General features: G+C 71.6%; 28 protein-coding genes and 1 pseudogene. 10 read left to right on the top strand and 19 right to left on the bottom strand.

Translation table 11 applies throughout. From position 1 onward, the window contains the following. Positions 1-239 precede the first annotated feature (239 nt). Entirely contained in the window at positions 240-1,694 is a 1,455-nt protein-coding gene (locus ABZ490_RS18125; RefSeq protein ID WP_358990701.1) for an NAD(P)H-hydrate dehydratase, read from the bottom strand. A gap of 4 nt (positions 1,695-1,698) precedes the next feature. Beyond that, positions 1,699-2,442, bottom strand: coding sequence for a helix-turn-helix domain-containing protein (locus ABZ490_RS18120; protein WP_358990698.1), 744 nt, complete (start codon positions 2,440-2,442; stop codon positions 1,699-1,701). Positions 2,443-2,675: 233 nt separating this feature from the next. On the opposite strand from ABZ490_RS18120, the gene ABZ490_RS18115 reads away from it, so the two are divergent. From ABZ490_RS18115 to ABZ490_RS18105, 3 genes are read left to right on the top strand one after another with little or no spacing between them, the layout of a single operon-like run. Further along, on the top strand, positions 2,676-3,341 hold the full coding sequence (locus ABZ490_RS18115; protein ID WP_358990695.1) for a DUF4097 family beta strand repeat-containing protein: 666 nt from the start codon (positions 2,676-2,678) through the stop codon (positions 3,339-3,341). A gap of 46 nt (positions 3,342-3,387) precedes the next feature. Beyond that, the gene (locus ABZ490_RS18110) at positions 3,388-4,347 is read left to right on the top strand and encodes an ATP-binding cassette domain-containing protein (RefSeq protein WP_358990692.1); all 960 of its coding nucleotides are present in this window, start codon (positions 3,388-3,390) and stop codon (positions 4,345-4,347) included. Further along, the gene (locus tag ABZ490_RS18105) at positions 4,344-5,129 is read left to right on the top strand and encodes an ABC transporter permease (RefSeq protein ID WP_358990689.1); all 786 of its coding nucleotides are present in this window, start codon (positions 4,344-4,346) and stop codon (positions 5,127-5,129) included. The genes ABZ490_RS18110 and ABZ490_RS18105 overlap by 4 nt, the downstream gene beginning before the upstream one ends. A 79-nt stretch (positions 5,130-5,208) precedes the next feature. Here the strand turns inward: ABZ490_RS18105 and ABZ490_RS18100 are convergent, their stop codons facing one another. Next, positions 5,209-5,580, bottom strand: a complete 372-nt coding sequence (locus tag ABZ490_RS18100; RefSeq protein ID WP_358990686.1) for a holo-ACP synthase — start codon at positions 5,578-5,580, stop codon at positions 5,209-5,211. Positions 5,581-5,657: 77 nt separating this feature from the next. Then, on the bottom strand, positions 5,658-6,263 hold the full coding sequence (locus tag ABZ490_RS18095; protein WP_358990683.1) for an NAD(P)H-dependent oxidoreductase: 606 nt from the start codon (positions 6,261-6,263) through the stop codon (positions 5,658-5,660). A gap of 114 nt (positions 6,264-6,377) precedes the next feature. On the opposite strand from ABZ490_RS18095, the gene ABZ490_RS18090 reads away from it, so the two are divergent. Next, positions 6,378-7,220 (top strand): helix-turn-helix transcriptional regulator, encoded by an 843-nt coding sequence (locus ABZ490_RS18090; protein ID WP_358990680.1) that lies wholly within the window; start codon positions 6,378-6,380, stop codon positions 7,218-7,220. Positions 7,221-7,239: 19 nt separating this feature from the next. Here the strand turns inward: ABZ490_RS18090 and ABZ490_RS18085 are convergent, their stop codons facing one another. Continuing rightward, positions 7,240-7,953, bottom strand: coding sequence for a PH domain-containing protein (locus ABZ490_RS18085; RefSeq protein WP_358990677.1), 714 nt, complete (start codon positions 7,951-7,953; stop codon positions 7,240-7,242). A 149-nt stretch (positions 7,954-8,102) separates the two neighbouring features. On the opposite strand from ABZ490_RS18085, the gene ABZ490_RS18080 reads away from it, so the two are divergent. Then, positions 8,103-8,231, top strand: a complete 129-nt coding sequence (locus ABZ490_RS18080) for a hypothetical protein (protein ID WP_358990674.1) — start codon at positions 8,103-8,105, stop codon at positions 8,229-8,231. A 49-nt stretch (positions 8,232-8,280) separates the two neighbouring features. Here ABZ490_RS18080 and ABZ490_RS18075 read toward each other — a convergent pair whose 3' ends face one another. The 4 genes and pseudogenes from ABZ490_RS18075 to ABZ490_RS18060 form a co-directional block, all read right to left on the bottom strand. Next, entirely contained in the window at positions 8,281-8,667 is a 387-nt protein-coding gene (locus ABZ490_RS18075) for a hypothetical protein (protein ID WP_358990671.1), read from the bottom strand. A gap of 17 nt (positions 8,668-8,684) precedes the next feature. Beyond that, positions 8,685-11,792 (bottom strand): VCBS repeat-containing protein, encoded by a 3,108-nt coding sequence (locus tag ABZ490_RS18070; protein ID WP_358990668.1) that lies wholly within the window; start codon positions 11,790-11,792, stop codon positions 8,685-8,687. A gap of 80 nt (positions 11,793-11,872) precedes the next feature. After that, positions 11,873-12,049: pseudogene (locus ABZ490_RS18065) on the bottom strand (RNA polymerase subunit sigma-24); the annotation flags it as partial. Positions 12,050-12,094: 45 nt separating this feature from the next. Then, complete coding sequence (locus ABZ490_RS18060) at positions 12,095-12,499, bottom strand: ATP-binding protein (protein WP_358990666.1); 405 nt, start codon at positions 12,497-12,499, stop codon at positions 12,095-12,097. A 116-nt stretch (positions 12,500-12,615) separates the two neighbouring features. On the opposite strand from ABZ490_RS18060, the gene ABZ490_RS18055 reads away from it, so the two are divergent. Both ABZ490_RS18055 and ABZ490_RS18050 read left to right on the top strand, forming a co-directional pair. Then, positions 12,616-13,452 carry a helix-turn-helix transcriptional regulator gene (locus ABZ490_RS18055; protein WP_358990663.1) on the top strand — a complete coding sequence of 279 codons (837 nt, stop codon included), beginning with the start codon at positions 12,616-12,618 and terminating at the stop codon, positions 13,450-13,452. Between the two features lie 7 nt (positions 13,453-13,459). Continuing rightward, a complete protein-coding gene (locus ABZ490_RS18050; protein ID WP_358990660.1) occupies positions 13,460-13,801 on the top strand; it encodes a DUF397 domain-containing protein in 342 nt (113 codons plus the stop codon). Here ABZ490_RS18050 and glmS read toward each other — a convergent pair. Both glmS and ABZ490_RS18040 read right to left on the bottom strand, forming a co-directional pair. Further along, positions 13,784-15,631 carry a glutamine--fructose-6-phosphate transaminase (isomerizing) gene (gene glmS, locus ABZ490_RS18045; protein WP_358990657.1) on the bottom strand — a complete coding sequence of 616 codons (1,848 nt, stop codon included), beginning with the start codon at positions 15,629-15,631 and terminating at the stop codon, positions 13,784-13,786. The genes ABZ490_RS18050 and glmS overlap by 18 nt on opposite strands. A gap of 102 nt (positions 15,632-15,733) precedes the next feature. Then, on the bottom strand, positions 15,734-16,276 hold the full coding sequence (locus ABZ490_RS18040) for a hypothetical protein (RefSeq protein WP_358990654.1): 543 nt from the start codon (positions 16,274-16,276) through the stop codon (positions 15,734-15,736). A 180-nt stretch (positions 16,277-16,456) separates the two neighbouring features. Here ABZ490_RS18040 and coaA point away from each other — a divergent pair, with 180 nt between their 5' ends. After that, the gene (gene coaA, locus ABZ490_RS18035; RefSeq protein ID WP_358990951.1) at positions 16,457-17,425 is read left to right on the top strand and encodes a type I pantothenate kinase; all 969 of its coding nucleotides are present in this window, start codon (positions 16,457-16,459) and stop codon (positions 17,423-17,425) included. Between the two features lie 13 nt (positions 17,426-17,438). On the opposite strand, the gene ABZ490_RS18030 is transcribed toward coaA, so the two are convergent. From ABZ490_RS18030 to ABZ490_RS18010, 5 genes are read right to left on the bottom strand one after another with little or no spacing between them, the layout of a single operon-like run. Then, on the bottom strand, positions 17,439-18,014 hold the full coding sequence (locus ABZ490_RS18030; protein ID WP_358990651.1) for a hypothetical protein: 576 nt from the start codon (positions 18,012-18,014) through the stop codon (positions 17,439-17,441). Next, complete coding sequence (locus tag ABZ490_RS18025) at positions 18,011-19,414, bottom strand: hypothetical protein (RefSeq protein ID WP_358990648.1); 1,404 nt, start codon at positions 19,412-19,414, stop codon at positions 18,011-18,013. Before ABZ490_RS18025 ends, ABZ490_RS18030 begins: the two co-directional genes overlap by 4 nt. Continuing rightward, entirely contained in the window at positions 19,411-20,229 is an 819-nt protein-coding gene (locus ABZ490_RS18020; RefSeq protein ID WP_358990645.1) for an ABC transporter ATP-binding protein, read from the bottom strand. Before ABZ490_RS18020 ends, ABZ490_RS18025 begins: the two co-directional genes overlap by 4 nt. 20 nt (positions 20,230-20,249) lie before the next feature. Next, a complete protein-coding gene (locus ABZ490_RS18015) occupies positions 20,250-21,095 on the bottom strand; it encodes a zf-HC2 domain-containing protein (RefSeq protein ID WP_358990642.1) in 846 nt (281 codons plus the stop codon). Beyond that, complete coding sequence (locus ABZ490_RS18010; RefSeq protein ID WP_358990639.1) at positions 21,092-21,622, bottom strand: RNA polymerase sigma factor; 531 nt, start codon at positions 21,620-21,622, stop codon at positions 21,092-21,094. The genes ABZ490_RS18015 and ABZ490_RS18010 overlap by 4 nt, the downstream gene beginning before the upstream one ends. A 133-nt stretch (positions 21,623-21,755) precedes the next feature. Here ABZ490_RS18010 and ABZ490_RS18005 point away from each other — a divergent pair, with 133 nt between their 5' ends. Beyond that, positions 21,756-22,676: a DUF389 domain-containing protein gene (locus ABZ490_RS18005; protein ID WP_358990636.1), complete on the top strand. Its 921-nt coding sequence runs from the start codon at positions 21,756-21,758 to the stop codon at positions 22,674-22,676. A gap of 104 nt (positions 22,677-22,780) precedes the next feature. On the opposite strand, the gene glmM is transcribed toward ABZ490_RS18005, so the two are convergent. From glmM to rplM, 3 genes are all read right to left on the bottom strand, one after another. Beyond that, entirely contained in the window at positions 22,781-24,139 is a 1,359-nt protein-coding gene (gene glmM, locus ABZ490_RS18000) for a phosphoglucosamine mutase (protein ID WP_358990633.1), read from the bottom strand. A 173-nt stretch (positions 24,140-24,312) separates the two neighbouring features. After that, positions 24,313-24,834, bottom strand: coding sequence for a 30S ribosomal protein S9 (rpsI, locus tag ABZ490_RS17995; RefSeq protein WP_358990631.1), 522 nt, complete (start codon positions 24,832-24,834; stop codon positions 24,313-24,315). A 45-nt stretch (positions 24,835-24,879) separates the two neighbouring features. Further along, the gene (gene rplM, locus ABZ490_RS17990) at positions 24,880-25,323 is read right to left on the bottom strand and encodes a 50S ribosomal protein L13 (protein ID WP_055632362.1); all 444 of its coding nucleotides are present in this window, start codon (positions 25,321-25,323) and stop codon (positions 24,880-24,882) included. A 330-nt stretch (positions 25,324-25,653) separates the two neighbouring features. On the opposite strand from rplM, the gene ABZ490_RS17985 reads away from it, so the two are divergent. Beyond that, complete coding sequence (locus ABZ490_RS17985; protein WP_358990628.1) at positions 25,654-26,529, top strand: hypothetical protein; 876 nt, start codon at positions 25,654-25,656, stop codon at positions 26,527-26,529. The last annotated feature ends 69 nt before the right edge of the window (positions 26,530-26,598 follow it).

The following is a 26,598-nucleotide window of genomic DNA, read 5'->3' as shown; positions in this document are numbered from 1 at the left end:
AGGCCCCGCGGAGGGCTTGAGTGCCGGGCCGCAGCGACCGCCGCGCCTTTCAGCGCCGAACGTCCCGTGCGTCCCACCAGGCCGCGGCCCTCGCGTCCGGCACGTCCGGCACGTCCGGCACGTCCGGCACGTCCGGCACGTCCGGCACATCCGACGGGCGCACCCCGCGCCGGGGGCCGACCCGAGCGGTACGCCGCGACACCGGCCGTGTCCCACGCCGCCACCCCGCCAGGTGCCGCTCAACGCCCCCCGTCCCGCACATCCCGCCACGCGCCAGGGATCGCGTCCGCCACGTCGTGGGCGCCCACCGGCGCGCCCCGCGCCGCGAGCCGCCCGGCGAGCCCGTGCAGATACGCCGCGACACTGCCCGCGTCCCGCGCCGACAGCCCCGCCGCCAGCAACGACCCGGCGAGCCCCGACAGCACGTCCCCGCTCCCGGCGGTGGCCAGCCAGGGCGTCCCGGTCGCGTTCACCCGCACCGGTCCCCCGTCCGGGACCGCAGGGTCCGCGACCAGGGTGGTCGACCCCTTCAGCAGCACGGTCGCCGCGTACCGCCCCGCCAGCTCCCGTACGGCGGCCAGCCGGGCCCCCTCGACCTCCTCCCGGGTCACCCCGAGCAGCGCGGCGGCCTCTCCCGCGTGCGGGGTCATCAGGGTCGGCGCGCTCCGCCCCCGGACCGCCTCCCGCTCCGCGAGCCGCAGCCCGTCCGCGTCCAGCAGCACGGGCACCTCGGTCGCCAGCACCTCGGCGACGGTCGCGGCGTCCTCCCCGGCGCCCGGCCCGGCCACCCATGCCTGGACCCGGCCCGCCTTGTGCGGCCCCCGGTCCGACACCAGCGTCTCGGGGAACCGCGCGAGCACGGCCTCCCCGGCGGGCCCGACGTACCGTACGGCGCCCGCCCCGCCCCGCAGCGCCCCCGCGACGGCCAGCACGGCGGCTCCGGGGTAGCGCGCGGACCCGGCGGCGATCCCCACCACGCCCCGCCGGTACTTGTCGCTCTCGCCCCCGGGTTCCGGCAGCAGCGCGGCGACGTCCGTGTGCTGGAGCGCCTCCAGTGCGGCCGCCTCCGGCAGCACGTCCGCGAGCCCGATGTCGACGAGGCGCACCACACCGGCGTGCTCCCGCGCGGGGTCGATCAGCAGTCCCGGCTTGTGCGTCCCGAACGTCACCGTCACATCGGCCCGTACGGCGGCCCCCCGCACCTCCCCGCTGTCCGCCTCCACCCCGCTGGGCAGATCGACGGCGACGACGACGGCCCCCGACCGCTCGACGGCCGCGACCAGCGCCGCCGCCGCGGGCCGCAACCCGCCCTTCCCCCCGATCCCGACGATCCCGTCCATGACGAGGTCGGCCCGCCGGACGACGTCCTCGGCCCCGTCCACCCCGACCACGGACCCCCCGGCCCGCCGCAGCGCGGCGAGTCCCCCGCCGTGCACCCGGTCGGGCGCGAGCAGCACCGCGCTCACCCCGGCGCCCCGCCGGGCCAGCCGCGCTCCCGCGTACAGGGCGTCACCCCCGTTGTCGCCGCTGCCCACCAGCAGCACGACCCGCCGTCCGTACACCCGCCCCAGGGCCTCGGCGCAGGCGGCGGCGAGCCCGGCGGCGGCCCGCTGCATCAGCGCCCCTTCGGGCAGCCGCCCCATCAGCTCCCGCTCGGCGCTCCGGACCGTGTCCACGGAGAAGGCAGTACGCATGGTGTCAGTCTGTCAGCGGGGCGGCGTCGTTTCCGGCTTCGGGTTTGGTGTGGAGGACCGCGCGGGCCTGCTCCGCCGCCCGGGCGATGCTCTCGGAGACGAAGTCGAGGAAGCGGCCCATGTTCTCGAGGCGGACGGCGGCCGGGGTGCCCGGGCCGAGGATGCCGACGCCCTGCCGTGCGGTCTCGGCGACCTGGGCGGTGGACCGGGCGCTGGCCACCATCGCCTCGTACATGATCTCGTCGTCGACGACGTAGCGCTCACGGCGGCGTTCGTCCCGTTCGCGGCGGACGTGGTCCTGGCTTTCGAGGAACGCGATGGCCTTGGAGACGGACGCCGGGCTGACCTGGAGGCGCTGGACGAGTTCGGCCGCGGTGAGGCTGCCCGTGTCGCTGAGGGTGAGGCAGGCCATCACCCGGGCCGTCATCGTGGTCATGCCCGACTGCATGAAGACGGTGGTCAGCGTCTCCTGGTACGCGCGTACGGCCTCGGCGTCGCGTCCATGGGGCTGCGGGGACTCCTCCCCTCCCCAGGGCTCGGTCCGGCGGCGCCGCTGGGTGCGGTGTTCCGTGGCGCGGTGGGCGAGGTCGGCGCGGTAGGCGGTGGGACCGCCGTTGCGCATCACCTCGCGGGTGACGGTCGAGGTCGGGCGGTCGAGCCCCCTGGCGATCTCCGCGTAGGCGGAACCGTCGGCCAGTCCCAGCGCGATCCGCTGGCGTTCCTGCTGGGTGAGCCTGCCTCCCGGCATCGCGGCCTCCTTCGTGGTTCGTGACCCTCCCAGCATAGCGTTCACCCTCATTTCATTGCAACGACCGAAGGGCGTGCGTTGCATTACACATCAGATCGTTGCAACGATTTAGCACCTCTTAGCTGCCAGTTCATAGATTCTGCGCAACAAGCTTGTTGCCGGATCCATAAACGCAACGTAGCTTTTCCATCGTCAGAAACAACGTGGCGCAAGCCGGAACCCAGGAGCACACCATGCAGAAGTTCGACACCCCCGCCCCGGTCTCCGCGATCCTCGACATCCCCTCCGGCCGTATCCAGTTCATCGCCGCCGACCGCGCCGACACCACGGTCGAGGTCCGGCCCGCGGACCCCGCCAAGAGCCGCGACGTGAAGGCGGCGGAGGAGATCGAGGTCGCCTACGCCGACGGTGTGCTGTGGGTCGAGGCCCCGGCGGCGAAGAACCGGATCCTCGGCAACACCGGCTCCGTCGAGGTGACCGTCCAGCTGCCCGCCGGTTCCCGCGTCGACGGCAAGGCCGCGGCCACCGAACTCCGGGTCGTGGGACGCCTCGGCGACCTCGCCTTCAAGGGCGCCTACCGCCAGATCAAGATCGACGAGGCCGCGAGCGTCCGCCTCGACGCGGTGGACGGCGACATCGAGATCGGCCGGCTGGGCGGCCCCGCGGAGATCAGCACCGCACGCGGCGACATCCGGATCGCCGAGGCCGTACGCGGCTCGGTCGTCCTCAGCACCCAGTCCGGCGACATCTCGGTCACCGCGGCTCCCGGGGTCTCGGCCGCCCTGGACGCCGGCACCGGCCACGGCCGGGTCAGCAACTCCCTCAAGAACGACGGCACCGCGGAACTCGACATCCGCGCCACCACCTCCCACGGCGACATCACCGCCGCCACCCGCTGATCCGCAGTCATCGAGCACATCACCGAACACACAGGGGGCACCTCTCATGACCGACCTCGCCATCGCGGCGACCGGGCTGCGCAAGTCCTACGGCGACAAGACCGTCCTGGACGGCATCGACCTGGCCGTCCCGGAAGGAACGATCTTCTCTCTCCTCGGCCCGAACGGGGCGGGCAAGACGACCGCCGTCAAGATCCTGTCCACCCTGATCACGGCGGACGCGGGCGAGATCCGGGTCGGCGGCCACGACCTGCGCACCGATCCCCAGGCGGTACGGGCCGCGATCGGGGTCACCGGGCAGTTCTCCGCCGTCGACGGCCTGATCACCGGTGAGGAGAACATGCTGCTCATGGCGGACCTGCACCACCTGTCCAAGGCGGAGGGGCGGCGGGTCGCCGCCGAACTGTTGGAGCGCTTCGACCTCACCGACGCCGCGAAGAAGCCCGCCTCCACCTACTCCGGCGGCATGAAACGCCGCCTCGACCTCGCCATGACCCTGGTCGGCAGCCCGCGGATCATCTTCCTCGACGAACCGACCACCGGCCTCGACCCGCGCTCCCGCCACACCATGTGGCAGATCATCCGCGACCTCGTCACCGGCGACGGCGTCACCGTCCTCCTCACCACCCAGTACCTGGAGGAGGCCGACCAGCTCGCCGACCGGATCGCGGTCCTGAACGACGGGAAGATCGCCGCCGAAGGCACCGCCGAGGAACTGAAGCGGATCGTCCCCGGAGGCCACGTCCGCCTTCGCTTCACCGACCCCGCCGCCTACCAGTCGGCCACCTCCGCCCTGCGCGAGGTCACCCGCGACGACGAGGCCCTGGCGTTGCAGATCCCCAGCGACGGCAGCCAGCGCGAGCTGCGCTCCGTTCTCGACCGGCTGGACGCGGCCGGCATCGAGGCCGACGAACTCACCGTCCACACCCCCGACCTCGACGACGTCTTCTTCGCCCTCACCGGCCCCGCCGAGATCCCCGCCCAGTCCAAGGAGACCGGCCGATGAGCACCCTGTCCCTCGCCGCACGCGACTCCGCGACCATGCTGCGCCGCAACCTCCTGCGTGTGTGGCGCTACCCGTCCGGAACCCTGAACCTGCTGCTCACGCCAATCATGCTGCTCCTGCTCTTCGTCTACATCTTCGGCGACGTGATGAGCGCGGGCATCGGCGGCAGCGACCGCTCCGACTACATCGCCTACATCGTCCCGGGCATCCTGATGATGACCATCGGCGGCACCGTCGTCGGGACGGCGGTGTACGTCTCCATGGACATGAACGAGGGCATCATCGCCCGCTTCCGCACCATGGCCATCTACCGCCCCTCGGTGCTCGTCGGGCACGTCCTCGGCAGCGTGCTCCAGTCGATCGCCAGCGTGGTCCTCGTCGGCGCCGTCGCCGTGGCCATCGGCTTCCGCTCCACCGACGCCACCCCCCTGGAATGGCTCGCGGCCTTCGGACTGATCGTGCTGTTCGCTCTGGCGCTCACCTGGATCGCGGTCGGCATGGGGTTGGTCAGCCCGAACGCCGAGGCCGCCGCCAACAGCGCCCAGCCGCTGATCCTGCTGCCGCTCATCTCCAGCGCCTTCATCCCGGCCGACACCATGCCGGGCTGGTTCCAGCCGATCGCCGAGTACCAGCCGTTCACCCCGGCCATCGAGACCCTGCGCGGACTGCTCCTCGGCACCGAGATCGGCAACAACGGCTGGCTGGCCGTCGGCTGGTGCCTGGGCCTCGCGGCGCTCGGTTACTTCTGGTCGACCTCGAAGTTCAGCGCCGACCCGAAGTGACCGTCATGCCGCCCGCTGCGACCGCCATGGTGAAGGACCGCCATGGCGGTCCGCCGCGCTGCCCGCGCCGCTCCCGCCGCTACCCCTCCGCGATCACCACGGCCGAGGCCACCCCGGCGTCATGGCTCAACGACACATGCCACCCCCGCACCCCCAGCTCCGCCGCCCGGGCCGCCACGCTCCCCCGCACCCGCAGCCGAGGCTGCCCGCTCGCCTCCACGAACACCTCCACGTCGGTCCACAGCAGCCCCGGCGGCGCCCCCAGCGCCTTGGCCAGCGCCTCCTTCGCCGCGAACCGCGCCGCCAGCGAGGCGACCCCCCGCCGCTCCCCGCTCGGCAGCAGCAACTCGCCCTCGACGAAAAGCCGCTGGGCGAGCGCCGGCGTCCGCTCCAGCGACGCCGCGAACCGTTCGATCTCGGCCACGTCGATACCGACCCCGATGATGCTCATGCCGAGCACTCTAAGGCGGGACGGGGCCGGGAATCCGGACGGACCGTCGCGGCCGACGTGCTCAGGACTGCGCGCCGTCACGCCGGATACGGGACGGCCTCCCGCGCCGAGCGGAGGGCGAAGGCCCACCAGGCCAGCTGGTCGAGGAGGGTCTTGGCGTGCCCGGCGGCCTGCGGGTCGAGGGGCCGGCCGTCCTCCCAGGCGGTGAAGTAGTTCGGGAAGGCGAGGCCGTCGCGGATCGTCACGGCGTGCAGTTCGGTCAGCACGTTCTCCAGGTGCAGCACGGCGTGCCGGCCGCCCGCCGCGCCGCCGTAGCTGACGAAGGCGACGGGCTTGGCCGTCCACTGGGTGAAGTGCCAGTCGATGGCGGCCTTCAGGGACGCGGGATAGCTGTGGTTGTACTCCGGCGTGACGACCACGAACGCGTCGGCACCCTCCAGCGCCGAGGTCAGGGCGGCCATCCCGGCGGGGCGGGGATAGTCGTCGCCGGCGAACTTGGGCGACGCGGCGGGCAGATCCAACGGGATCTCTACGTCGGCCAGATCGACGACGTCGACCTCGAACCCGCCGTGTGTCCGCGCCTGTTCGGCGACCCACGCCCCCACGACCGGCCCGAACCGCCCTTCCCGGACGCTCCCGACGATGACGACCAGCTTGTGCTTCTTCTCGTTCTCGTTCTCCATGGCCACCACGATCGGCCGCGCCCCGCACGGCAGCCAGACCGCGCCGAGGCTGGCCCCCGCAGGACCAGGCTGAGCCCTCCACGACCGGCGGGAGGGCGCCGTAGGGTCGACGGCATGGGGACACCTCTGGGGGACTTCGTCCGGGCCAGACGCGACAGCATCCAGCCGGAGTCGCTGGGGCTGCCGGACCACGGCCGCCGCCGTTCACCGGGACTGCGCCGCTCGGACCTGGCCACCCGGGCCGGCATCAGCGTCGAGTACCTGACCCGGCTGGAGCAGGGCCGTGACCGCAACCCCTCCCCAGCCGTGGTGAACGCGCTCGCCGACGGCCTGAGCCTCGCCCCGTCCGAGCGCGAGCACCTGCGCTACCTGGCGAAGATCACCGGCGGCGCCTGCCCGTCCCACACCCGCCCCGCGCCCCCGCCCCGCGAGGTCCGCCCCTCGGTCCTGGACACCCTGCGCCTCCTCGAACCGGGCATCGCCGTCGTGACCAACCGCCTGGGCGACCTCCTCGCCCACACCGGCGGCTTCGCGACGCTGACCGAGGGGACGGGCCTCCTCGACACCGCGACCGGCATCCCGAACCTCACCCGCTATGTGTTCACGGACGCCCGCGCCCGTACGTTCTTCGCCGACTGGGACGCCGTGGCCGACGAGCAGGCCTTCGATCTGTGGCTCGGCCCGTCCGTGGAGAACGCGGAGTGGTTCGCCACCGAACTCGCCCCGCTCGCGGGCCCGGAGTTCACCCGCCGCCTGCACCACCACCGGGTCCCGCCCCGCGCCGCCCTGCGCCTCAACCACCCCTCCGGCCCGCAACTCCGCCTCCGCCGCGAGACGCTGGAGGTGCCCTCCCACGCGCAGCAGCTGGTGGTCTTCCTCCCGGCGGACGAGCGGACGGCACAGGCGCTCGCACGGCTCACCGATCGTTCCGGGAGCCATCTCAGAGCCATCTCGTGACCCCGGTCCGGACCGGGGTCTACACCCCTCCCGGCGCTCGCCGCGCGGCGAGCGTCTCGCCCAGCCGGTCCAGGGCGAGGAAGAGGACGGGGAGACAGAGCAGCGGCAGGCCCAGGAGGAGCAGGAACGTGTGGGTCGGCCGGTCGGTGAAGATCAGCCAGGTGGAGACGACGAACGCGGCGAGCGCGACGATCAGGCAGCCGACGACCGCCCGCCCGAACGCCGTGCGCCGCCGCGCCCTGCGCGCGATGAGCGCCTCGAGCTCGGGCCGTGTCTCCGGGGCCAGGAACCCGAGCCGTACGGCGGTGGCGGAGAGGTCGGCGACCTCGCCGACCGGGTCGCCCACCTGCTGCTCGTCGAGCTGGAAGAGGCGGATCCGGCGCCCTTCGACGTCGTACAGGTACGCGGGCCAGCGCGGGACGGCGCCCCGCCTGCCGCCCTCGACCCGCATGCCGTAGATCTCGGACCAGGCCCGGGTGCGCGTCAGCAGCGGTCCACGAGCGGTGACCCCCTCGGCGGTGACGGACGTCCGCGCGCGCCACTGTTCCAGCGCGATGCGGGTGCCGAGGCCCAGCCAGATCGCCAGGGTCAGCAGGTGCCAGCCGGTCGGCCCGTCCAGCGTCACCATGTCCAGTGTGTTGATGCCGACGACCGCCGTCATGGCCACCAGAGTCAGATAGACCAACGGCACCGCCCGCCGTCTGCGGTACTCCCGCTCGATCCCCTCGCCCATCCGGAACTCCCCCGCTCCCCAAGCCCTTCATGGCCTGCGCATGAGGGCGGGGGGAGGTTACCGCCGATATCTGTGAACCGTGGCACCGTCGACCGCCGTCCCCGCCCCGGCCCCCGGATACGGCACCGGCCAACCCGCAGGACCGGCTCGTGGTGGCCGTGACCGCCGGGGACTCCGAGGCGGTACGCGCGGGTCCGTTCGGCCCCGGCTTCGCACACGATCACCGCGTCTCCGTCCACGGGGACTACCGGTGGCGCCACCGGCCCGAGAAGACCTGACGCCCCGGACGAGCGGATCCGAAGGCGCTCGCCCGTCGCGTACGGCCACTCATCGGGTCGGCATGCCTCCGTGGGGGCTGTTGACCACCATCGGCACAGACCCTTCGACGAGGTAGGGGTGCTCGGGGAAGTGGTCGATGTGGAGGTGACCGCCGTCCTCGGCGGTGGCCATGGCCTTCAGGTTGCCTGCCAAGATCGCCCTGGCACCGGCATCGCCACTGATCACCAGAACCTGCCGCGAGGCGTCGAGTTCGATCCGAACCCCGGGGCCGGAAGCCTTCCTGGCTTCGATACCTGCCAAGGTGCGGCCGTCCGGCGACGAGGTGGAGCCGATGAACCCGTCGCCCTCGGCCACCGCGTATGCCAAGTCGGCCAGTTCCTCCGCTGAAGCGGTGAGATCCACTTCGCCGAACACGGGATCGGAAACCAGTCGCACGGGCAGCACTCCTTCAGCTAGAAGATCCACTTGTACCCCTGCCAGCCGCCGGAGATCTTCACCCGGCTGCCGAAGGACCCCTTCCCGTTGCCGGGCAGGCGGTACAGAACGCCCGCCGTGTCGCGTGCGACCAGGTCGGCCTTCCCGTCGCCGGTGATGTCGCCGACGCCGACGACCGCGTTGTACGAGGAGCCCCAGCCGGAAAAGAGCTTCACGCGGGCGGAGAAGGTGCCGTTGCCCTTGCCGTAGTAGCGGTACAGGTTGTTGGACTTGTCCTGGGTGACCAGATCGCCGATGCCGTCGCCGTTGAGGTCCCCGGCGCCGACGATCTTCTTGTAGGTCTTCCAGTCGGCGTAGAGGGGAATCCGTCCCGACAGCTTGCCGGTGATCGTGCCCTTGTACAGGTCCACGCCACCGGTCCTGGCGTTGCGGGCGAGCAGGTCCGGGAATCCGTCCTTGGTGACGTCACCGATCGAGGCGAGGACGTCGTACTTGTTCCAGCCGCTCGTGCCGAGGGTGGTGTACGGCGTCGACGGCTGGAGCGCCTTGTTGCAGCCGGGCTTGTAGAGGCGCAGGGCTCCACTGCTCAGCGGGATCAGGACGTCGTTGCAGCGGTCGCCGCTCAGGTCGCCGAACGCCACCGGGCGGACACCGGTCGACCAGCCGGAGCCGGTGAGTTTCCCGGAGAACGTGCCCTTGCCCGTGCCCTGGTGGAACGTCAGCGCGCCCGAGGAGTTGAGGGTGAGCAGATCGCCGACGCCGTCCGGGTACAGCGGGTTCGGACCGCCCAGATGGTCGTGGGGCGCCGCGCCGGCGTGCAGGAGCCGTGTGGTGTGCTTGACCTCCAGCGGGGTTCCCACCCCGTCGGCGGGCACCACGGAGAGCGTCCAGTCGTAGACGCCGTTGGGCAGCACGACGTCGGCAGCGGTGACGCCTTGCCAGAGGACGCTCAGCGTGCCGCGCACGGCGCCGCCCGACCGGACGTCGACGACCTTGCCGCTCGTCTTGTCCCGCACGGTCAGTTTCCAGCTCGCGGCGGGCTTCGACAGCAGCACGGCCGTGAGGGGGTGGACGTCCGGGTGCTCCTCGTCGCGGTAGACCTCGTCCGCGGTCTCGGCCGGCTGCAGAAGCCGCAGCGCTTGCTGCGGCACACCGGACGGCACGAGGTGCACCTGCTCCTTGGCGTCGACGTAGGCGAGGTCGGGGCCCGACTCGTCGACCGACCAGCGCACGTCCCGCTGGGAGACACCGGTGTCCGGCAGGTCGCCGACGACCCGCTCGGCACCGGTGCCGTCCGCGACCGTCGTGAGGACCAGCTTGCCCGCCGACTTGTCGTGCGTGACGACGAAGCCGTCGCCGAGCTTCGCCTCGTCGGCCGGGACGGGCACGGACCTGCCCGCCGTACGATCGTACACCCCGGCCGTGTCGCCGCAGTTCCAGTAGAGCCAGCGGCCGAGCGCCTGGAGCTCGGTCGGCGTGCACCCGGCGTCGGTGGTGACCGGCGCACCGCTCTTCCGGGTCGCCAGGTCGTACGGGACGACGCTGCCCGGGGTGGTCCCGGCGGTCCACAGGACGTTCCCGGAGAGCGCGGCGGCACCGGCGGGGCGGGTGACGACCGGGGTCCCGGTCCCGCTCGGCCGGTAGACGTACTGCTCGGTCGCGGTGCTGTAGAGGACGTACTCCCCGGAGGCGTCGGCGATGCGCCCGCCGGCGGGCACGGTGAGGGTGTCGCCGTCGTACAGGCCCTCCCCGTCGATCCTGAGTGCGTCCGTCGTCGCCCCGTCTGCCGTGTTCCGGTTGATCCAGGCGATCTGACCGTCGCCGAGGCCGTGCAGCCCGGAGCATCCGGCGTCCCCGGCCGGGCAGGGGTCGATGCGGGCGTGCGGAGGGAGGAAGGGGGAGCTCGCGCCGAACATGGGGGTACCGGACGGGGCGACGGTCCGGACGAAGTTGGCGCGCAGGGTGCTGTTCCGGTCGTCGGCGACGACGAGCCGCCCCTGGTTCAGCGACAGGCCCTGGATCCGGTACGTCGGTTTCGGCAGGGCCTTGACCTGGGTGACGACCGGGCTGCCGTCGGGGCCCTCCTGGATGCGCTGGACACCCCAGTCGTCCTCGGAGGCGGCGGTACGGCCGACGGCCAGCGCACTGCCGTCCGTGCCGGACGAGACGGCCGGGTTCGACGCGGGCAGCAGGGTCTGCGACGAGCCGCCCGCGAGGGGTGTGGCGATCACCGCTGTGCCGGGCCGGGTGATCAGCCAGTCGCCGACGACCGCGAGGTCCTGCGTCGGGTTCGTACCGCCGCCGGGGAGCGTGACCTCGACCGGGGCGGCGGACAGGTCGGAACGGGAGTAGACCTCGACGACGGGGTCGCTGACGCTGAAGAGGACCACGTGGTCGGCGGTGACCTGCGCGCGGGGGCGGATCTCGTCCCGTGTCGCTGTCCACTGCTGCACCTGGCCCGTGTGCCGGTCGACCATGACCGACAGGTACGTCCCGGCCTCGCCCGCCCAGCCGGCGTAGAACAGCAGCCCGTCGGCGTCGCCGCCCTTGGGGGTTCTGAGGACGTATCCCTCGGGGACCCCGGTCACGGGGACGTCACGCGTGGTTCCGTCCGCCTCCGGGAACAGCAGGTGCATCTCCCGCTGCGTGATCCCGTTGTCGTCCTTCCATTGCCGGTAGGCGACCGCGAGATCGCCGAAGGCGGTCATGTACGTCAGGCCTGCGGGCGTGCGGATCGTACGGGTCGTGCCGTCGGCCGCGTTCCAGAGGTCGACCCGGCCGTCGGCGAAGCGGTAGGCGAGGACGTCGCCGCCGGCCGTGTTGTAGCTGGTGTAGCCCTCCGGATGGACCACCTTCGTGGAAATGCCGTCGGCGTACCGCGTCCAGACGAGTCCGGAGCCCTCCAGACTGTGGAAGACGCCACGGGCTCCGGCGCCGTCATGCCCGTTGTACGACGACCCGCCGTACAGCGCGCCGGAGGTGTAGGTGGCGCGCATCGCCGCCGGTACGACGGTCTCCTGAGCCGTGTCCGCGACCGCCACGGACGGCAGCAGTGGGCTCAGACCGGCCGCGAGGACGGCGCAGGCGGCGACGAGGCGCAGACGTGCGTGGGCATGCCGAGTCAACAGAATCCCTCCCCCGTGAAAACCAGCTGATCGTACGTCAGACGGTGACGAGTTCACACCAAACCGATTCTCGGCGGCGGTCAGCGGGAGATGAGGGAGGCTTCGGACTCGACGCGGGTGAGCTTCTCGGGGTTGCGGACGTCGTGGAGACCCGTGACGCGGGCGTTCTCCACGCGGAAGGCCAGCACGCCGTCGATCACGCCGTCCACGCGCTGGATGAGCCCGGGGTTGCCGTTGACCGTCGTGTGCTCACTGGTGAAGACGCCGCAGGGCCGCCGGCCTGAGGCGCGCGGAGGTCACTCTCAGGCGGCGACGAGTTCACACCACACGTACTTGCCCCGGTTGCCGAATCTGGACATCGGCTGCCAGTGCCAGAGGTCGGAGCAGGCCCGGACGAGGGCGAGCCCGCGCCCGCTCTCGGCCTCGTCGTCCACCTCACCCAGGTCGACGGGCGGTTCGGGCGGCTCCGGGTCCGCGTCCCAGGCCCCGATCTGCAACATCCCCTCTTTCCACCGCACCTTCAGCGCGGCGGGCCCCTTCTGATGCCGTACGGCATTGGAGACCAGCTCGGCGGCGAGGAGCTCCGCGGTGTCGAGGTGGGCGGTGAGTCCGTGGAGGGTGAGGATCACCCGGAGGGTGTGCCGGGAAACGGTGACGGCGCGGGGGTCGTTGGGGATGTGGAGGGAGTACTCCCAGGGTTCGGGCATGGGGCTACCTCAACTCCGTTTCGTAGAGTGTGCATTACGTCACCGACGGTAGACCTTTGATTTATGACCTAGCAAGCCGATCCCGTAATCTGAGCCCGAACGAGGAGGAGCAGTCCATGGGGACCAGGCGCGAACCAACGGCACGTCAGAAGCGCCTGGGGGCCGAGCTGCGCAGGCTCCGCGAAGCAGCGGGCCTGAGCGCCCGCGAGGCAGCGGCGCTGCTCGGTGTGAACTCCGTGCAGATCAGCCAGATCGAGTCCGCCATCGCGGGTGTGAGCGAAGAGCGATTGCGCCGTCTCGCGTCCCACTACGCCTGCACGGACGGGGAGTTCATCGAAGCCCTGGTGGCGATGGCCACCGACCGAACGCGCGGATGGTGGGAGGAGTACCGATGGCTGCTGCCCACGTCGTTCCTGGACCTGGCCGAGCTGGACCATCACGCCAGGTTCCGCAACGAGGTGGCGATCCTGTACGTCCCAGGCCCTCTCCAGACCGAGGACTATGCCCGTGCAGTCTTCTGCGCCAGGGTGCCCGAACTGACAGGTGAAGAGCTGGAGTTGCGCGTGCGACACCGCATGGCGCGACAACAGATCACCATCCCCTACGAGCTGGTGATCCACGAGTCCGCTCTGCGCATCAGAGTCAGCGACCGCACCGCCTCCAGGACTCAGCTGGCCAGGCTCCTGGAGCGGTCCGAGGCGCACAACATCACGGTGCGCATCATCCCCTTCGACCTGGATGGCTTCGGTCTGGCCGCAGGCACCATGACGTACATGGGTGGCCCTGTCCCCAAACTGGACACAGTGGTACGCGACACACCCTACGGTTCGGCCTTCATCGACGCCGAGGCCCAACTCGGCACCTTTCGAACCCGCTTCCGTAAAATGGAAGCCGTATCGCTGGAGCCAAAGCAGTCACGTGACTTCATCCACCGTCTGACAAAAGAGCTGTGAGGCACCCATGGACAACTGGCGTAAATCGTCCTACTCGGGCCCGGATGACGGCAACGACTGCGTAGAAATCGCGAACTCCCCCACCCAAGTGGGCGTACGCGACTCCAAGAACCCCGACAACGCCACCCTCACCTTCCCCGTCGCAGCCTTCACCGCCTTCGTCACCGCACTCAAGCCCTGGCGGAAGTCGTCCTACTCCGGGGAGGGCGACGGGAACGCCTGCGTCGAAATCGCCACCCTCCCCACCCACACCTCGGTACGCGACACGAAAGCCCCGGCCGGAAGCACCCTCACCTTCCCCGCCGAGGCCTTCGACGCGTTCCTGACCGGCCTACTCGACCGTCACTGACTTCGCCAGGTTGCGCGGCTGGTCCACCTCGTTGCCGCGGGCGGTGGCCAGCTCGCAGGCGAAGACCTGCAACGGCACCGTGGCGACCAGCGGTTGCAGCAGCGTCGGCGTCGCGGGGATCCGTACGAGATGGTCGGCGTACGGGGCGACCGCCTCGTCGCCCTCCTCCGCGATGACGATGGTCCGCGCACCCCTGGCCCGGATCTCCTGGATGTTGGAGACGATCTTGTCGTGGAGGACGGACCGGCCGCGGGGCGAGGGCACGACCACGACGACGGGCAGGTCCTCCTCGATGAGGGCGATCGGCCCGTGCTTCAGCTCACCGGCGGCGAACCCCTCGGCGTGCATGTAGGCGAGTTCCTTGAGCTTCAGCGCCCCTTCGAGGGCGACCGGATAGCCGACGTGCCGCCCGAGGAACAGCACGGTCCGCTTGTCGGCGAGGGAGCGCGCGAGGGCCCGTACCGGCTCCATGGTCTCCAGGACGCGTTCGACCTGGCCGGAGATCTGGGCGAGGTCGCGGATGACGGCGCGGATCTCGTCGGCCCACTTGGTGCCGCGGACCTGGCCCAGATAGAGCGCCACCAGGTAACAGGCGACGAGCTGCGTCAGGAACGCCTTCGTCGAGGCGACGGCGACCTCGGGCCCGGCGTGGGTGTACAGCACCGCGTCCGACTCCCTCGGAATCGTCGACCCGTTGGTGTTGCAGATGGCCAGCACCTTCGAGCCCTGTTCCCGCGCATGCCGGAGCGCCATCAGGGTGTCCATGGTCTCGCCGGACTGGGAGATGGCGATGACGAGGGAGCGGGGGCCGAGGATCGGGTCCCGGTAGCGGAACTCGCTGGCGAGTTCGACCTCGCAGGGGATACGGGTCCAGTGCTCGATCGCGTACTTGGCGATGAGGCCGGCGTGGAAGGCCGTACCGCAGGCGACGATGACGACCTTGTCGACCTCGCGCAGCTCGGCGGCGCCGATGCGGACCTCGTCGAGGGTGAGGGAGCCGCTCGCGTCGATCCGCCCGAGCAGGGTGTCGGCGACGGCCTTCGGCTGCTCGGCGATCTCCTTGAGCATGAAGTAGTCGTAGCCGCCCTTCTCGGCGGCGGAGGCGTCCCAGTCGACGTGGTAGGAGCGGACGTCGGCCGGCTGGCCGTCGAAGCCGGTGACGGTGACGCCGTCCCGGCGCAGCTCGACGACCTGGTCCTGGCCGAGTTCGACGGCCGAGCGCGTGTGGGCGATGAAGGCGGCGACGTCGGAGGCGAGAAAGGCCTCGCCGTCCCCGACCCCCACGACCAGTGGCGAGTTCCGCCGGGCCCCCACCACGACATCGGGCTCGTCCGCGTGGACGGCGACGAGCGTGAACGCCCCCTCCAGACGGCGGCAGACGAGCCGCATGGCCTCGGCGAGGTCGGCGGTGCCGGAGAACTCCTCGGCGAGGAGGTGGGCGACGACCTCGGTGTCCGTCTCGGAGGACAGCTCGTGCCCGCGCTCGGCGAGTTCGGCGCGCAGGCAGGCGAAATTCTCGATGATCCCGTTGTGCACGACGGCGACACGTCCTGCGTTGTCGAGATGAGGATGGGCGTTGGCGTCGGTGGGCCCGCCGTGCGTGGCCCAGCGGGTGTGCCCGATACCGGTCGGGCCGGTCGGCAGCGGCCGGGCCCCCAGTTCCTTCTCCAGATTCACGAGCTTGCCCGCCTTCTTCGCGGCGGCCAGCCCTCCGTCGGCGAGCACGGCCACACCGGCCGAGTCATAGCCCCGGTACTCCAGCCGCTTCAGCCCGGCCATGACGACCTCGAGCGCCGACTGAGACCCCACGTATCCCACGATTCCGCACATGCGCGGCAGCCTAGAGTCGAAAACACTGCTGAACACGCCTCCGCGTGCCCGATTCCGGATATCGTGCGCCCGTTCCGGGGGTCGCTTCGCCCGGTTGTGCGCTTACCCGCGGAATCCGAGCGGTCGGATGTCGTGCTGTGCCGCCTGCTGGACGAGGTCCTTGGCCAGGGCGGGGTCGGAGCCCAGGGCCAGGACCACGAGGGGCCCGGCATCGCGCCGTCCGAGTTCGATGCGGTGGAAGGCCATGAGGGGCGAGTTCGTGGACTGCCGTCCGAGCGTGGTCACGTCGGCCCACGCCACCACGTCGCGCACCTGGCCGAAGAGGCTGGTGACGACCACGCCGTCCGGATAGAGGTAACACCGGTTGATCTCCTGGGCCGCGGCGAACCGGCGCCACGCCAGCCGGAGACCGAACCCGACGAGCACCGCCCCCACGACGACCGCGCCCTTGAGGAACGCCGACGGCGGCCTGAGGGCGATCATCAGCCCGATGAGGAGGACGGCCAGCCCCAGCAGGGTCCGCCGTGCCAGCTGAGCGAGGCCGCCCATCACCCCGGTCACGGCGTAGGTGCGGCGCCGCCGTCCGAACCCGAACGCGTCCACGTGCGCCTGAAGAGCGGCACGCCGCCTCCTGAACACCCCCATGGTCTCTCCCCGGTTCCGGGCCCCTGTCGGCCGACAGCACGGCGACACTCGCAGACCGCCGCTCCGGCCACATCGGGAGAATTACCGAATCGGCTACGTAGTGCGCGCACGTGACACACCCCACCCGCCGTCCCGTTCAAACTCCGTTAACAATGGACTGTGATCTCACCGGTCTCCGCGATGCCCCGGAGCGCCCACCGGCACAGGCCGGAGGCGACTCCCTACGTCGATCTCACCCGCCGCGAGTGGAGCGCGCTGCGCGACAAGACTCCGCTGCCGCTGACCGCCGAGGAGGTCGAGAGACTGCGCGGCCTCGGCGATGTCATCGACCTCGACGAGGTGCGGGACATCTATCTGCCGCTGTCCCGGCTGCTCAATCTGTACATCGGCGCCACCGACGGGCTGCGCGGCGCCCTGAACACCTTCCTCGGTGAGCAGGGGTCCCAGTCCGGCACGCCGTTCGTCATAGGCGTCGCCGGGTCGGTCGCCGTCGGCAAGTCGACCGTCGCCCGGCTGCTGCAGGCGCTGCTCTCCCGCTGGCCCGAGCACCCGCGCGTGGAGCTGGTCACCACCGACGGTTTCCTCCTGCCCACCCGGGAGCTGGAGGCGCGCGGTCTGATGTCGCGCAAGGGCTTCCCGGAGTCGTACGACCGCCGTGCCCTGACCCGGTTCGTCGCCGACATCAAGGCGGGCAAGGACGAGGTCACCGCCCCCGTCTACTCCCACCTGATCTACGACATCGTCCCCGACCGGCGGCTGACCGTGCGCCGCCCCGACATCCTCATCGTCGAGGGGCTCAACGTCCTCCAGCCCGCCCTCCCCGGCAAGGACGGCCGCACCCGCGTCGGTCTCGCCGACTACTTCGACTTCAGTGTGTACGTCGACGCGAGCGCCGAGGACATCGAGCGCTGGTACCTCAACCGGTTCCGCAAGCTGCGCGCGACCGCCTTCCAGAACCCGGACTCGTACTTCAGGAAGTACACCCAGGTCTCCGAGGAGGAGGCCGTCGACTACGCCCGCACCCTCTGGCGCACCATCAACAAGCCCAACCTGGTCGAGAACATCGCCCCCACCCGGGGCCGCGCCACCCTCGTCGTCCGCAAGGGCTCCGACCACAAGGTCCAGCGGCTGAGTCTGCGCAAGCTGTGACGGACGGCTCCGGTCAGCGTCTGGGGCCCGCCAGCGCGTAGGCCGCGGTGCCGGTGACCGTGAGGGTCAGGGCCGTCCAGGTGGCCGCCGGGGTGCCCGCGGGCAGCAGCAGCCAGCTCGCCACCCGCGCCGGCACCCCCGTCGGCGGCGGTGCGAAGAACGCGTACGACAGCCAGGCGAACGGCAGCGTCCACGCGTACGAGGCGCCCCACAGCGCCGCGCCCAGGGCGCCCAGGCCCATCAGGCCCGCGCCGTCGCGGACGACGAACGCCACCCCGGCCATCCCGCTCCCGGCCATCCGCGCGAGCAGCGGCACCGCGGCGACGACCGCCCCGGCGAGCAGGACGTGTGCCGCCCTGCGGGGCGCCCAGCGGATCGCCGCCGTCCGGTCCAGCGCGAGGTCCTGCCCGCCGAGGCCGGTGGAGGCCGCCATCGCCCCCGTGGCGAGGACGAGCAGGGGCAGCCGCGGATCGACCGGGCCCGCGCCGCCGTCCCGGGCCAGGGCCCCCACCGCCACCGCGCCGATCAGCAGCGCGGCGAGCGTGGCGGGCACCTGACGCGAGCGGGCGTACAGCGTCAGCCATCTCACCGGGACGCACCGCCGGTGAGCGCTTCGAGCGCGTCCCCCTCGCAGGAGAGCGCGGCGGTGCGCATGGCCTCGACCCGGGCGCGCTGCTCGGCCTTCGGCAGCGTCCTGAACTTCTTCCACACCGGGCGGGCCTCGGTGTCGGCGTAGCGCCGCGCGTTCGCGGACACCTGGGGCAGCGACTCCAGGTCCCCGAGGACCCAGCCGACCGCGACCGTACGGGCGACGTCCTCGGTCCCCGTGCCGCTCCAGCCGACGGGGGAACACCCCGGCACCAGGCCCTTGCCGACGAGGGCCCACGTCAGCCCCTCGCCCTTCGCGTCGACGAGACCGGCGTCGTCGAAGTCGAGGGGCACGGTCCTGCCGGACCACTTCGGCATGCTGCCCTCCGGCAGCACGGTGGCGCTCTCGCGGACGGAGACCGGCGCCCCGGCGCCCAGGGCGGCGTGCAGCAGGCTCAGCGCCTTCTTGCCGGGGCCGGCGACCTCGGCGAGCCGTCCCTGCTGGGTCCGCGTCACGCACACCGGGCCGTCGCACACCGGCTCCGCGGCGGCCCGGTCGACGACGAACATCCGGTCCGCGGCGTTGGGCAGGACGAGCAGGGCGAGGGCCGCGCCCGCCAGGACGGGGGTCAGGGCGAGCAGCCGGGTGCGCCGCCGCGCGGCGACCAGCAGCGCGAAGCCGGTCACGGCCATGCCGAGCAGCCAGACCGTCTGCCCGAGGTGCACGGCGGCGGAGAGCGTGGTGAACGCGTCGCGCACGTCCTGCACCGCCGGGGACAGCAGCGAGAGCCGGTTCGGCTCGCTGGTCGCGATGCCGTCCGCCGTGTCCGTCTGCGTCCGGCCCAGCGACAGCTGCATGAGGGCCGTGAACGCGAAGGAGCCCACCGTCAGCAGGGGCGGGGTGAGCACGGAGGGCAGGGCCCGCGCGGCCCCCATGCCCAGGACGCAGCCCGCGACCAGGGAGAAGGCCCCGACCAGCGCGATCGGCAGCCATCCGAGGTGCGTGTACGAGGTGTGGGCGAGCACCTGTACCCCGCCCACGAGGACGAGCAGCGCGAAGGCCGAGGCCAGGGCGGCCCCCGTGGTGCCGGCCAGTGCCGCCGCGCGGTGCCGGGCGGGCCGCGGGGTGCTCGTCAGCAGCTCGGACATCTTCGAGCGGTGGTCGCGCAGGCCCTGGAGCGCGCCGGACCCGACGGCGAGCGGCCACAGGTAGAACAGCAGGGCGCGCAGCCACAGGGCCATGGTCGTCCACTGGGCCGTCCAGGCCGTGGTGCCCGAGCCGAGCGTGCCCTTCAGCAGGTACAGGAACGCGAGGGCCGTCGTCAGGATCACGGCACCGGCCCAGGGGGCGACCGAGCGTCTCAGCTCGATGCGCAGGACGCGCAGGGCATACGGGTTCACCAGGCGCCCCTTCCCCGCGCGGGGCCCTGGAGCAGCGCCGAGTAGCCGCGTTCCAGGGGGCTGTCGCCCACGTCCTCGGGGCCGCCCGCGGCCGCCAGCTCGTCCGGGGTGCCCTGGAAGACCAGCCGCCCCTCGGCGAAGAGCACCACGTCGGTGCAGGCGGCGGCCACGTCCTCCACCAGATGGGTCGAGACGAGCACACAGGTGTCCGTGCCCAGTGCCTGGAGCAGTTCGCGGAAGCGCAGCCGCTGCGCCGGGTCCAGGCCGACCGTCGGCTCGTCCAGCAGCAGGATCGCCGGGTCGTTGACGATGGCCTGGGCGATGCCGACCCGGCGCACCATGCCGCCCGAGAGGGCCTTCATCCGGTCGTCGGCGCGGTCCGCCAGGCCGACCCGCTCCACGGCGCGCTGCACCGCCGCGGGGATGTCCGACCCGGGCACCTCCTTCAGCCACGCCATGTACTCGACGAACTCGCGGACCGTGAACCGCTTGTAGTAGCCGAACTCCTGCGGCAGATAGCCGATCCGGCGGCGCAGCGCCCGCAGTCCGCCCGTGCCGCCCGGTCCGCCCGCGGACTCGCTGAGCAGCTCCAGGTCTCCCTCCGTGGGACGCAGGACGGTGGCCAGCGTCCGGATGAGGGTGGTCTTGCCCGCCCCGTTGGGGCCGAGGAGGCCGTGCACGCCGGTGCCCAGCGAGAGATCGAGGCCGTCTACGGCCATCCGTTTCCGGCCGACCCTGACCTTCAGCCCGGTGGCCCGTATCTCGTGGGCGTAGGGCGTCGGCGCGAGGTCGGCCGCGCTCACCGCGGACGTCATGGAATGTTCCCCTCCGGTGGTCATCGATGGGCTCCCAGCGCGGTGTAGGCGCCCCTGCGGGCGATCACGACACCGATGCCGAGAGCGAGGAGCAGCCCCCACACGGGCAGTCCGTCCGTGCGCAGGGCGAAGGCGGTACGGCCGCCGGCGGCCAGGGTCGGCGCCAGGATCACGGCGGCCCACACAACGGCGAGCGCGACGGCGGCACGGGTCACCCCGACCACGCCGCCCAGCGCCAGCGTCGCCGCCGTGAACGCCAGGCAGGGCAGCAGCCACTGAGCCGCCGTCACCCCCGTCGCCCAGCCGCACACGAGCAGCGCGGGAACGACCACGGCGAGCACGGACGCGGTGCGCCGCAGCACCAGGGAGAGCCCGGCCCGGGGCGCCGAGGCCGTCAGTTCGTACGCCGGGTCCAGACCGCGCGACCAGGACGCCGCGACCCCGAGCACCGGCAGGACCGGCGCGAACAGCAGCACCAGCGACACCTGGCCGGCCCCCGAGGCCGAGCCGAGGACGAAGCCGGTGTCGGCCCGGTCGAGCAGCAGCGCCAGCAGCGTCACGGCGAGGACCATGGCCAGCCACGGCACCATCGCGGGCGTCATCCACCCCGACAGCCAGGCCGGCCGGTGCCGTCGGCGCCGCACCGGGGCGATGACCGCCAGTTCGGGTGCGAGGCCGGACCAGACCGAGTCGACCAGCGAGGCGACGGCGGGGACCCCGGCGGCGACCGCGGCCGCCAGCCGGTCACGGCACCCCCGGCACCCCTCCAGGTGGGCCTCCACGGCCCACACCTCGTCGACGGCGAGGTCCGTGTCGCCGCGCGCGTACCCCTCGATGATCCGCGCCGACGCGTGTTCCGCGCTCATGCCAGCGCCCTCCGCATCTGGATCCGGGCCCGGCGGGCACGGGTCTTGACCGTGCCCTCGGGCAGCCCGAGCAGGACCGCGGTCTCCCGGACGGAGAGTCCGTCGAGCACCAGGGCCTGCAGTACCTGTCTGAGTTCCGGCGCGAGGAGGCGCAACGCGTCCCCGACGTCACCGCCGACGCTCGCCGCGAGCGCCTCGTCCTCGGCGGCGGGTGCCACGCCGGGCGGTGCGGCGGCCGGCGGCGGCTCCGCGTGGTGGGCGCGGCGCCGGAACGCGTCGACGAGGCGGCGCGCGGCGATCGTCCACAGCCAGCCGGTGGCCGACCCTCCGACGGCGGCCCCGGTGAACGCGCCCGCCGCGCGCCACACCGCCAGATACGTCTCCTGCATCACCTCGGCGACGATCTGCTCGTCGCCGCAGCGGCGGCGCAGCCGCACCGCCATCCACGGCGACGTACGCCGGTACAGCTCCTCGAACGCGGCCCGGTCGCCCTTGGCCACCAGCCGGAGGAGACGTGCCTCGTCCACCTCGTGCAGCGCTGCCCTGACTGTTCTCACACCCGCTAGACGCCGGCGCCGGGCCCCGGGTTTTCACCCCGGAGTGATCCCGGTCACAGGGGGCCGGGGTGGCCGGAAGAGTCCTCCCGGCTAGCCTGCCTCCGTGCTGCATCTGCGTCTGATCGCCCCGCCGGAGAAGACCGACGACGTGCTCCGGCTGATCGAGAACACGGTCGGCGCCACGCATCTCGTGGTGCTGCGGGGCGCGGCCCGCAATCCCGCCGGGGACGTCGTCACCTGTGACGTGGCCCGAGAGGCCGGGGACGCGCTCCTCACCGAACTCCAGCGGGCGGGCCTGGACCGGACCGGCTCGATCGCCGTCGAGAACATCGACCTGTCCCTGTCACTGCGCGCCGAGAAGGCCGAGGCGGAGGCCCCGGGCGAGGGCGCGGACGCGGTCCTGTGGGAGCACCTCACCGACGCCACCCACGAGGAGTCGACGCTCTCCGTCACCTACCTCGCCTTCATCACCCTGGCCACGATGATCGCGGCCTGCGGTGTGGTCCTGGACAACGCGGTGCTGATCGTCGGCGCCATGGCCGTGGGGCCGGAGTTCGGGCCGCTCGCCGGGCTCTCCACCTCGATCGTCCGCCGCCGTCCCCGGCTCGCCCTGCGGTCCCTGAACGCCCTGCTCGTCGGCTTCGCCGTCGCCATGGCCGCGACGGTCGTCTTCAGCCTGTTCATGGACGCCCTGGGCCTCTTCAGCGAGGCCCAGCTGGACGCCGACCGCCCCCAGACCGGTTTCGTCTACGCCCCCGACGCCTTCTCGTTCATCGTCGCCGTCCTGGCCGGCGCGGCCGGCACCCTCTCCCTCACCTCGGCCAAGTCCGGCGCCCTGGTCGGGGTGGCCATCTCCGTCACCACGGTCCCGGCGGCGGCCAACGCGGCGGTCGCCCTGAGCTACGGCGACATGGAACAGACGTGGGGATCGACGGAACAGCTCCTGCTGAACCTCCTGGGCATCGTCCTGGCGGGAACCACGACGCTGCTGCTCCAGAGGTGGGCCTGGTCGAAACGGCCCTGAAGGGGCGCAAGCCCCGAAAGGGGCGCGGGGAACTGCGCGACAAGCCACAACGCACCCGCAGACCGCGATGCGCAGAACCCCCCGCCCCGAACCCGAACCGGCTCTTAACCGAGCGCGGACTTCACCACATCGGCCAGCCGGCCCGCGACGGACCGAGCCTGCTCGATGTCCGCGGCCTCGACCATCACCCGGACCAGCGGCTCGGTCCCGGAGGGACGCAGCAGCACCCGGCCGGTGGAGCCCAGCTCCCGCTCCGCCTCGGCGACGGCGGCCGACAGCTCGGCCGAGTCCCCGACCCGGGACCGGTCCACGTCCGGCACATTGACCAGCACCTGCGGCAGCCGCTCCATCACGGAGGCCAGCTCGCGCAGCGACTTCCCGCTCTCGGCGAGCCGCGCCGCGAGCATGAGCCCGGTCAGCGTGCCGTCGCCGGTCGTCGCGTGGTCGAGGATGATCACATGCCCGGACTGCTCGCCGCCGAGGGCGTAGCCGTGCTCCTTCATCTCCTCCAGGACGTACCGGTCACCGACCGCGGCCTGGACGAGGTGGATCCCCTCCCGCTCCATGGCGAGCTTGAACCCGAGGTTGGACATGACGGTGGCGACGACGGTGTCCGACCGCAGCACGCCCCGCTCCCGCATGGCGAGCGCCAGCACGGCGAGGATCTGGTCGCCGTCGACCTCCTCGCCCGTGTGGTCCACCGCGAGGCACCGGTCGGCGTCGCCGTCGTGCGCGATGCCGAAGTCGGCCCCGTGCTCGACGACCGCGGCCTTCAGCTTGTCGAGATGCGTCGATCCGCACCCGTCGTTGATGTTGAGCCCGTCCGGCTCGGCCCCGATCGTCACGATCTCGGCCCCGGCCCGGGTGAACGCCTCCGGGGACACCCGCGCCGCCGCGCCGTGCGCCTCGTCGAGGACGATCCTCAGCCCGTCGAGCCGGTTGGGGAGGACGGCGATGAGGTGGGCGACGTACCGGTCGAAGCCCTCGTCGTAGGACCGCACGCGGCCGACGCCCGAGCCGGTGGGCCGCTCCCACGGCTCACCGTGGGTGTGGGACTCGTACACGGCCTCGATCCTGTCCTCGAGGTCGTCGGCGAGCTTGTGGCCGCCGCGCGCGAAGAACTTGATGCCGTTGTCGGGCATCGCGTTGTGGCTGGCGGAGAGCATCACGCCCAGGTCCGCGCCGAGCACACCGGTGAGGTAGGCGACGGCGGGCGTCGGCAGCACGCCGACCTTGAGCACGTCCACGCCGGCACTCGCGAGACCCGCCACCACGGCGGCCTCCAGGAACTCTCCGGACGCACGCGGGTCACGCCCCACGACAGCCACCGGCCGGTGACCCTCGAAGGTGCCCGCCTCGCCGAGCACATGCGCCGCCGCGACGGACAGGCCGAGCGCCATCTCGGCCGTCAGATCCGCGTTGGCGACACCGCGCACGCCGTCCGTGCCGAAGAGTCGTCCCACTTGTCCTCCTGAGGAAGCGTCAATGACCGAAGGGGCAATTACACCGGATAGCGGCATCCGTCACACAAGCCTTTGAGCATCTTGTGCCGTTATACGCCCCTGCCAGTAGGAAAACGAACGCCCCGACAGCACAGTGGCGTGCCGCCGGGGCGTTCGGTGCAGGCAGCGAGCGATTAACGCTTGCTGTACTGCGGAGCCTTGCGGGCCTTCTTCAGACCGGCCTTCTTCCGCTCGACCGCGCGGTCGTCACGGGTCAGGAAGCCGGCCTTCTTGAGCGCGCCGCGGTTGTTGTCGACGTCCGCCTCGTTCAGCGCACGGGCGACACCGAGACGGAGCGCACCGGCCTGACCGGAGACACCGCCACCCGCGATGCGGGCGATGATGTCGTAGCGGCCCTCGAGCTCGAGCACCTTGAACGGCTCGTTGACTTCCTGCTGGTGCACCTTGTTCGGGAAGTAGTCCTCGAGGGTGCGACCGTTGATCTTCCACTTGCCGGAGCCCGGGACGATCCGGACGCGGGCGATGGCGTTCTTGCGACGGCCCAGGCCGGCGGCCGGCTGCGGGTCGCCGAAGCGGGAGGCGAGGGACTCCGAGGTGTACTCGCCCTCGACGGGCACCTCGGACTCGGTGGTGTAGCTGTCGATGTCGACGAGCTCAGTCTCTTCGAGCGGCTGCTCGGCAGTGGTCTCGGCCACGGTGATTCCTCAGATTCTCTTGGCTTGGTTTGGTCTAGGCCGGTGTTACTGCGCGACCTGGGTGATCTCGAACGGCTGCGGCTGCTGCGCGCCGTGCGGGTGCTGGTCACCCTTGTAGACCTTCAGCTTCGAGAGCATCTGACGGCCCAGCGTGTTCTTCGGGAGCATGCCCTTGACGGCCTTCTCGATGGCCTTCTCCGGGTTCTTGTCCAGCAGCTCGTCGTAGCGGACGGAGCGCAGACCACCCGGGTAGCCGGAGTGGCGGTACGCCATCTTCTGGGTCCGCTTGTTGCCGGACAGGTGCACCTTGTCGGCGTTGATGATGATGACGAAGTCACCGGTGTCGACGTGAGGGGCGTAGATCGGCTTGTGCTTGCCGCGCAGGATGGAGGCGGCGGTGCTGGCGAGACGGCCCAGGACAACGTCCTGAGCGTCGATGACGTGCCACTGGCGCGTCACATCGCCGGGCTTGGGGCTGTACGTACGCACGGTTCGTAGCCTTCGCTTCGAGTGAGTGGTCCTGACAAGGTCACCGAAGACGATCACGACAGCCCTGGCCGCACTGCGGTGACGCAAACCGCGTGCAGGTCGCTGGTCATCGGCCCGGTGGACCGGTGTAAGGGCCCGTCCCGTGAGAATGAGCAAGCCAATACACAACGAAGATGCAGGATACCCGTGTCGCGAGGGTGGGGTCAAAACGAGGCCCCGGCGGGGCCGGGGCGAGGGCACGGCACGGCAAACACGACATCTCCGGGTGAGAAGGTTTCAAAGGCAGTTGGGGCGGAACGGCGGCGTGTCCACCCGTCTAAGATGCGGCCCATGAGCTATGGGCAGGGGGGACCTCAGTCCCAGTGGGATCCGTGGAAACCGAACTCCCAGCAGCCGTGGACCGGTGGCAGTGACGGCCCGTCCCCGGACTGGGCGGCACTCGCGGACGCGTCCGAGAAACGAAACAGGCGCCGCAAGCTGTTCCTCATAGTGGGGGGCGCGCTGGCCACGGTCGGTGTCGGCACCGCCGTGACCATGGCGGTGGTGAACAGCGGCGGGAGCGACGAGGCCAACCGGCCCACGTCCTCGGTGCCCGCCACCACGGGCCTGCCGAGCGCGTCCGGCACTCCGTCCTTCGCGCCCACCAGCGCGCCGCCGGCGCTGGACCCCAAGGAGTTCGTCTCCAGCAAGGCCAAGGACACGGCGGAGAACAGCCCGGAGCTGATGTTCCCCGGCACCCAGCTCACCATGGGTTCCAACGTCTACAAGAAGGGCCCGACGGCGGACAGCACCGACTGCGCCACGGGCGTCCAGGGCACCCTGCCCAAGGTCCTCGCCGCCAACGGCTGCACCCGGCTGATGCGGGTGACGTACACCAAGGGCGACGCCGCGGTGACGGTCGGTGTGGCGGTCTTCGACACCGAGGCGCAGGCCCTGAAGGTCAAGAGGCAGGCCGACAGCAAGAGCATCGTGAAGGCGCTCACCGGCAAGGGCGTGAAGTCCTTCTGCAACGCCGCGATCTGCCGCTCGACGACCAACTCCTACGGCCGGTACGCCTACTTCACGATCACGGGCTTCACCAATGGCAAGGACGTGACCACGAAGGACACGGCGGTCTTCACCATGGGTGACGACCTCGCCGAGTTCGCCTTCCAGCAGATCAACCGCCGTGGCCAGGCCCAGGCCTCGGCGGCGGCCGAGGGCTGACCCGGCCGGCCGTCAAACGGGCCAATCGGACGTGCGACACTCCCCCCAAGTGATCATCTGATCATCCGG

Origin of the sequence: Streptomyces sp. NPDC005811 (assembly GCF_040630405.1) — a bacterium.
In the GTDB taxonomy this organism is placed as follows: Bacteria; Actinomycetota; Actinomycetes; order Streptomycetales; family Streptomycetaceae; genus Streptomyces.
This window is presented reverse-complemented; position numbering and strand designations above follow the sequence as displayed.

What these genes read in the sequence shown, in the direction of transcription:
- ABZ490_RS18100 (WP_358990686.1), bottom strand. Translation starts at nt 5,580, where the DNA reads ATGAGCATCATCGGGGTCGGTATCGACGTGGCCGAGATCGAACGGTTC.
- ABZ490_RS18125 (WP_358990701.1), bottom strand. Translation starts at nt 1,694, where the DNA reads ATGCGTACTGCCTTCTCCGTGGACACGGTCCGGAGCGCCGAGCGGGAG.
- ABZ490_RS18015 (WP_358990642.1), bottom strand. Translation starts at nt 21,095, where the DNA reads ATGAGCGCGGAACACGCGTCGGCGCGGATCATCGAGGGGTACGCGCGC.
- ABZ490_RS17985 (WP_358990628.1), top strand. Translation starts at nt 25,654, where the DNA reads ATGAGCTATGGGCAGGGGGGACCTCAGTCCCAGTGGGATCCGTGGAAA.
- ABZ490_RS18105 (WP_358990689.1), top strand. Translation starts at nt 4,344, where the DNA reads ATGAGCACCCTGTCCCTCGCCGCACGCGACTCCGCGACCATGCTGCGC.
- ABZ490_RS18110 (WP_358990692.1), top strand. Translation starts at nt 3,388, where the DNA reads ATGACCGACCTCGCCATCGCGGCGACCGGGCTGCGCAAGTCCTACGGC.
- ABZ490_RS18060 (WP_358990666.1), bottom strand. Translation starts at nt 12,499, where the DNA reads ATGCCCGAACCCTGGGAGTACTCCCTCCACATCCCCAACGACCCCCGC.
- ABZ490_RS18120 (WP_358990698.1), bottom strand. Translation starts at nt 2,442, where the DNA reads ATGCCGGGAGGCAGGCTCACCCAGCAGGAACGCCAGCGGATCGCGCTG.
- ABZ490_RS18050 (WP_358990660.1), top strand. Translation starts at nt 13,460, where the DNA reads ATGGACAACTGGCGTAAATCGTCCTACTCGGGCCCGGATGACGGCAAC.
- coaA (WP_358990951.1), top strand. Translation starts at nt 16,457, where the DNA reads ATGCCCCGGAGCGCCCACCGGCACAGGCCGGAGGCGACTCCCTACGTC.
- ABZ490_RS18040 (WP_358990654.1), bottom strand. Translation starts at nt 16,276, where the DNA reads ATGGGGGTGTTCAGGAGGCGGCGTGCCGCTCTTCAGGCGCACGTGGAC.
- ABZ490_RS18090 (WP_358990680.1), top strand. Translation starts at nt 6,378, where the DNA reads ATGGGGACACCTCTGGGGGACTTCGTCCGGGCCAGACGCGACAGCATC.
- ABZ490_RS18085 (WP_358990677.1), bottom strand. Translation starts at nt 7,953, where the DNA reads ATGGGCGAGGGGATCGAGCGGGAGTACCGCAGACGGCGGGCGGTGCCG.
- glmS (WP_358990657.1), bottom strand. Translation starts at nt 15,631, where the DNA reads ATGTGCGGAATCGTGGGATACGTGGGGTCTCAGTCGGCGCTCGAGGTC.
- ABZ490_RS18115 (WP_358990695.1), top strand. Translation starts at nt 2,676, where the DNA reads ATGCAGAAGTTCGACACCCCCGCCCCGGTCTCCGCGATCCTCGACATC.
- ABZ490_RS18020 (WP_358990645.1), bottom strand. Translation starts at nt 20,229, where the DNA reads ATGACGTCCGCGGTGAGCGCGGCCGACCTCGCGCCGACGCCCTACGCC.
- ABZ490_RS18095 (WP_358990683.1), bottom strand. Translation starts at nt 6,263, where the DNA reads ATGGAGAACGAGAACGAGAAGAAGCACAAGCTGGTCGTCATCGTCGGG.
- ABZ490_RS18055 (WP_358990663.1), top strand. Translation starts at nt 12,616, where the DNA reads ATGGGGACCAGGCGCGAACCAACGGCACGTCAGAAGCGCCTGGGGGCC.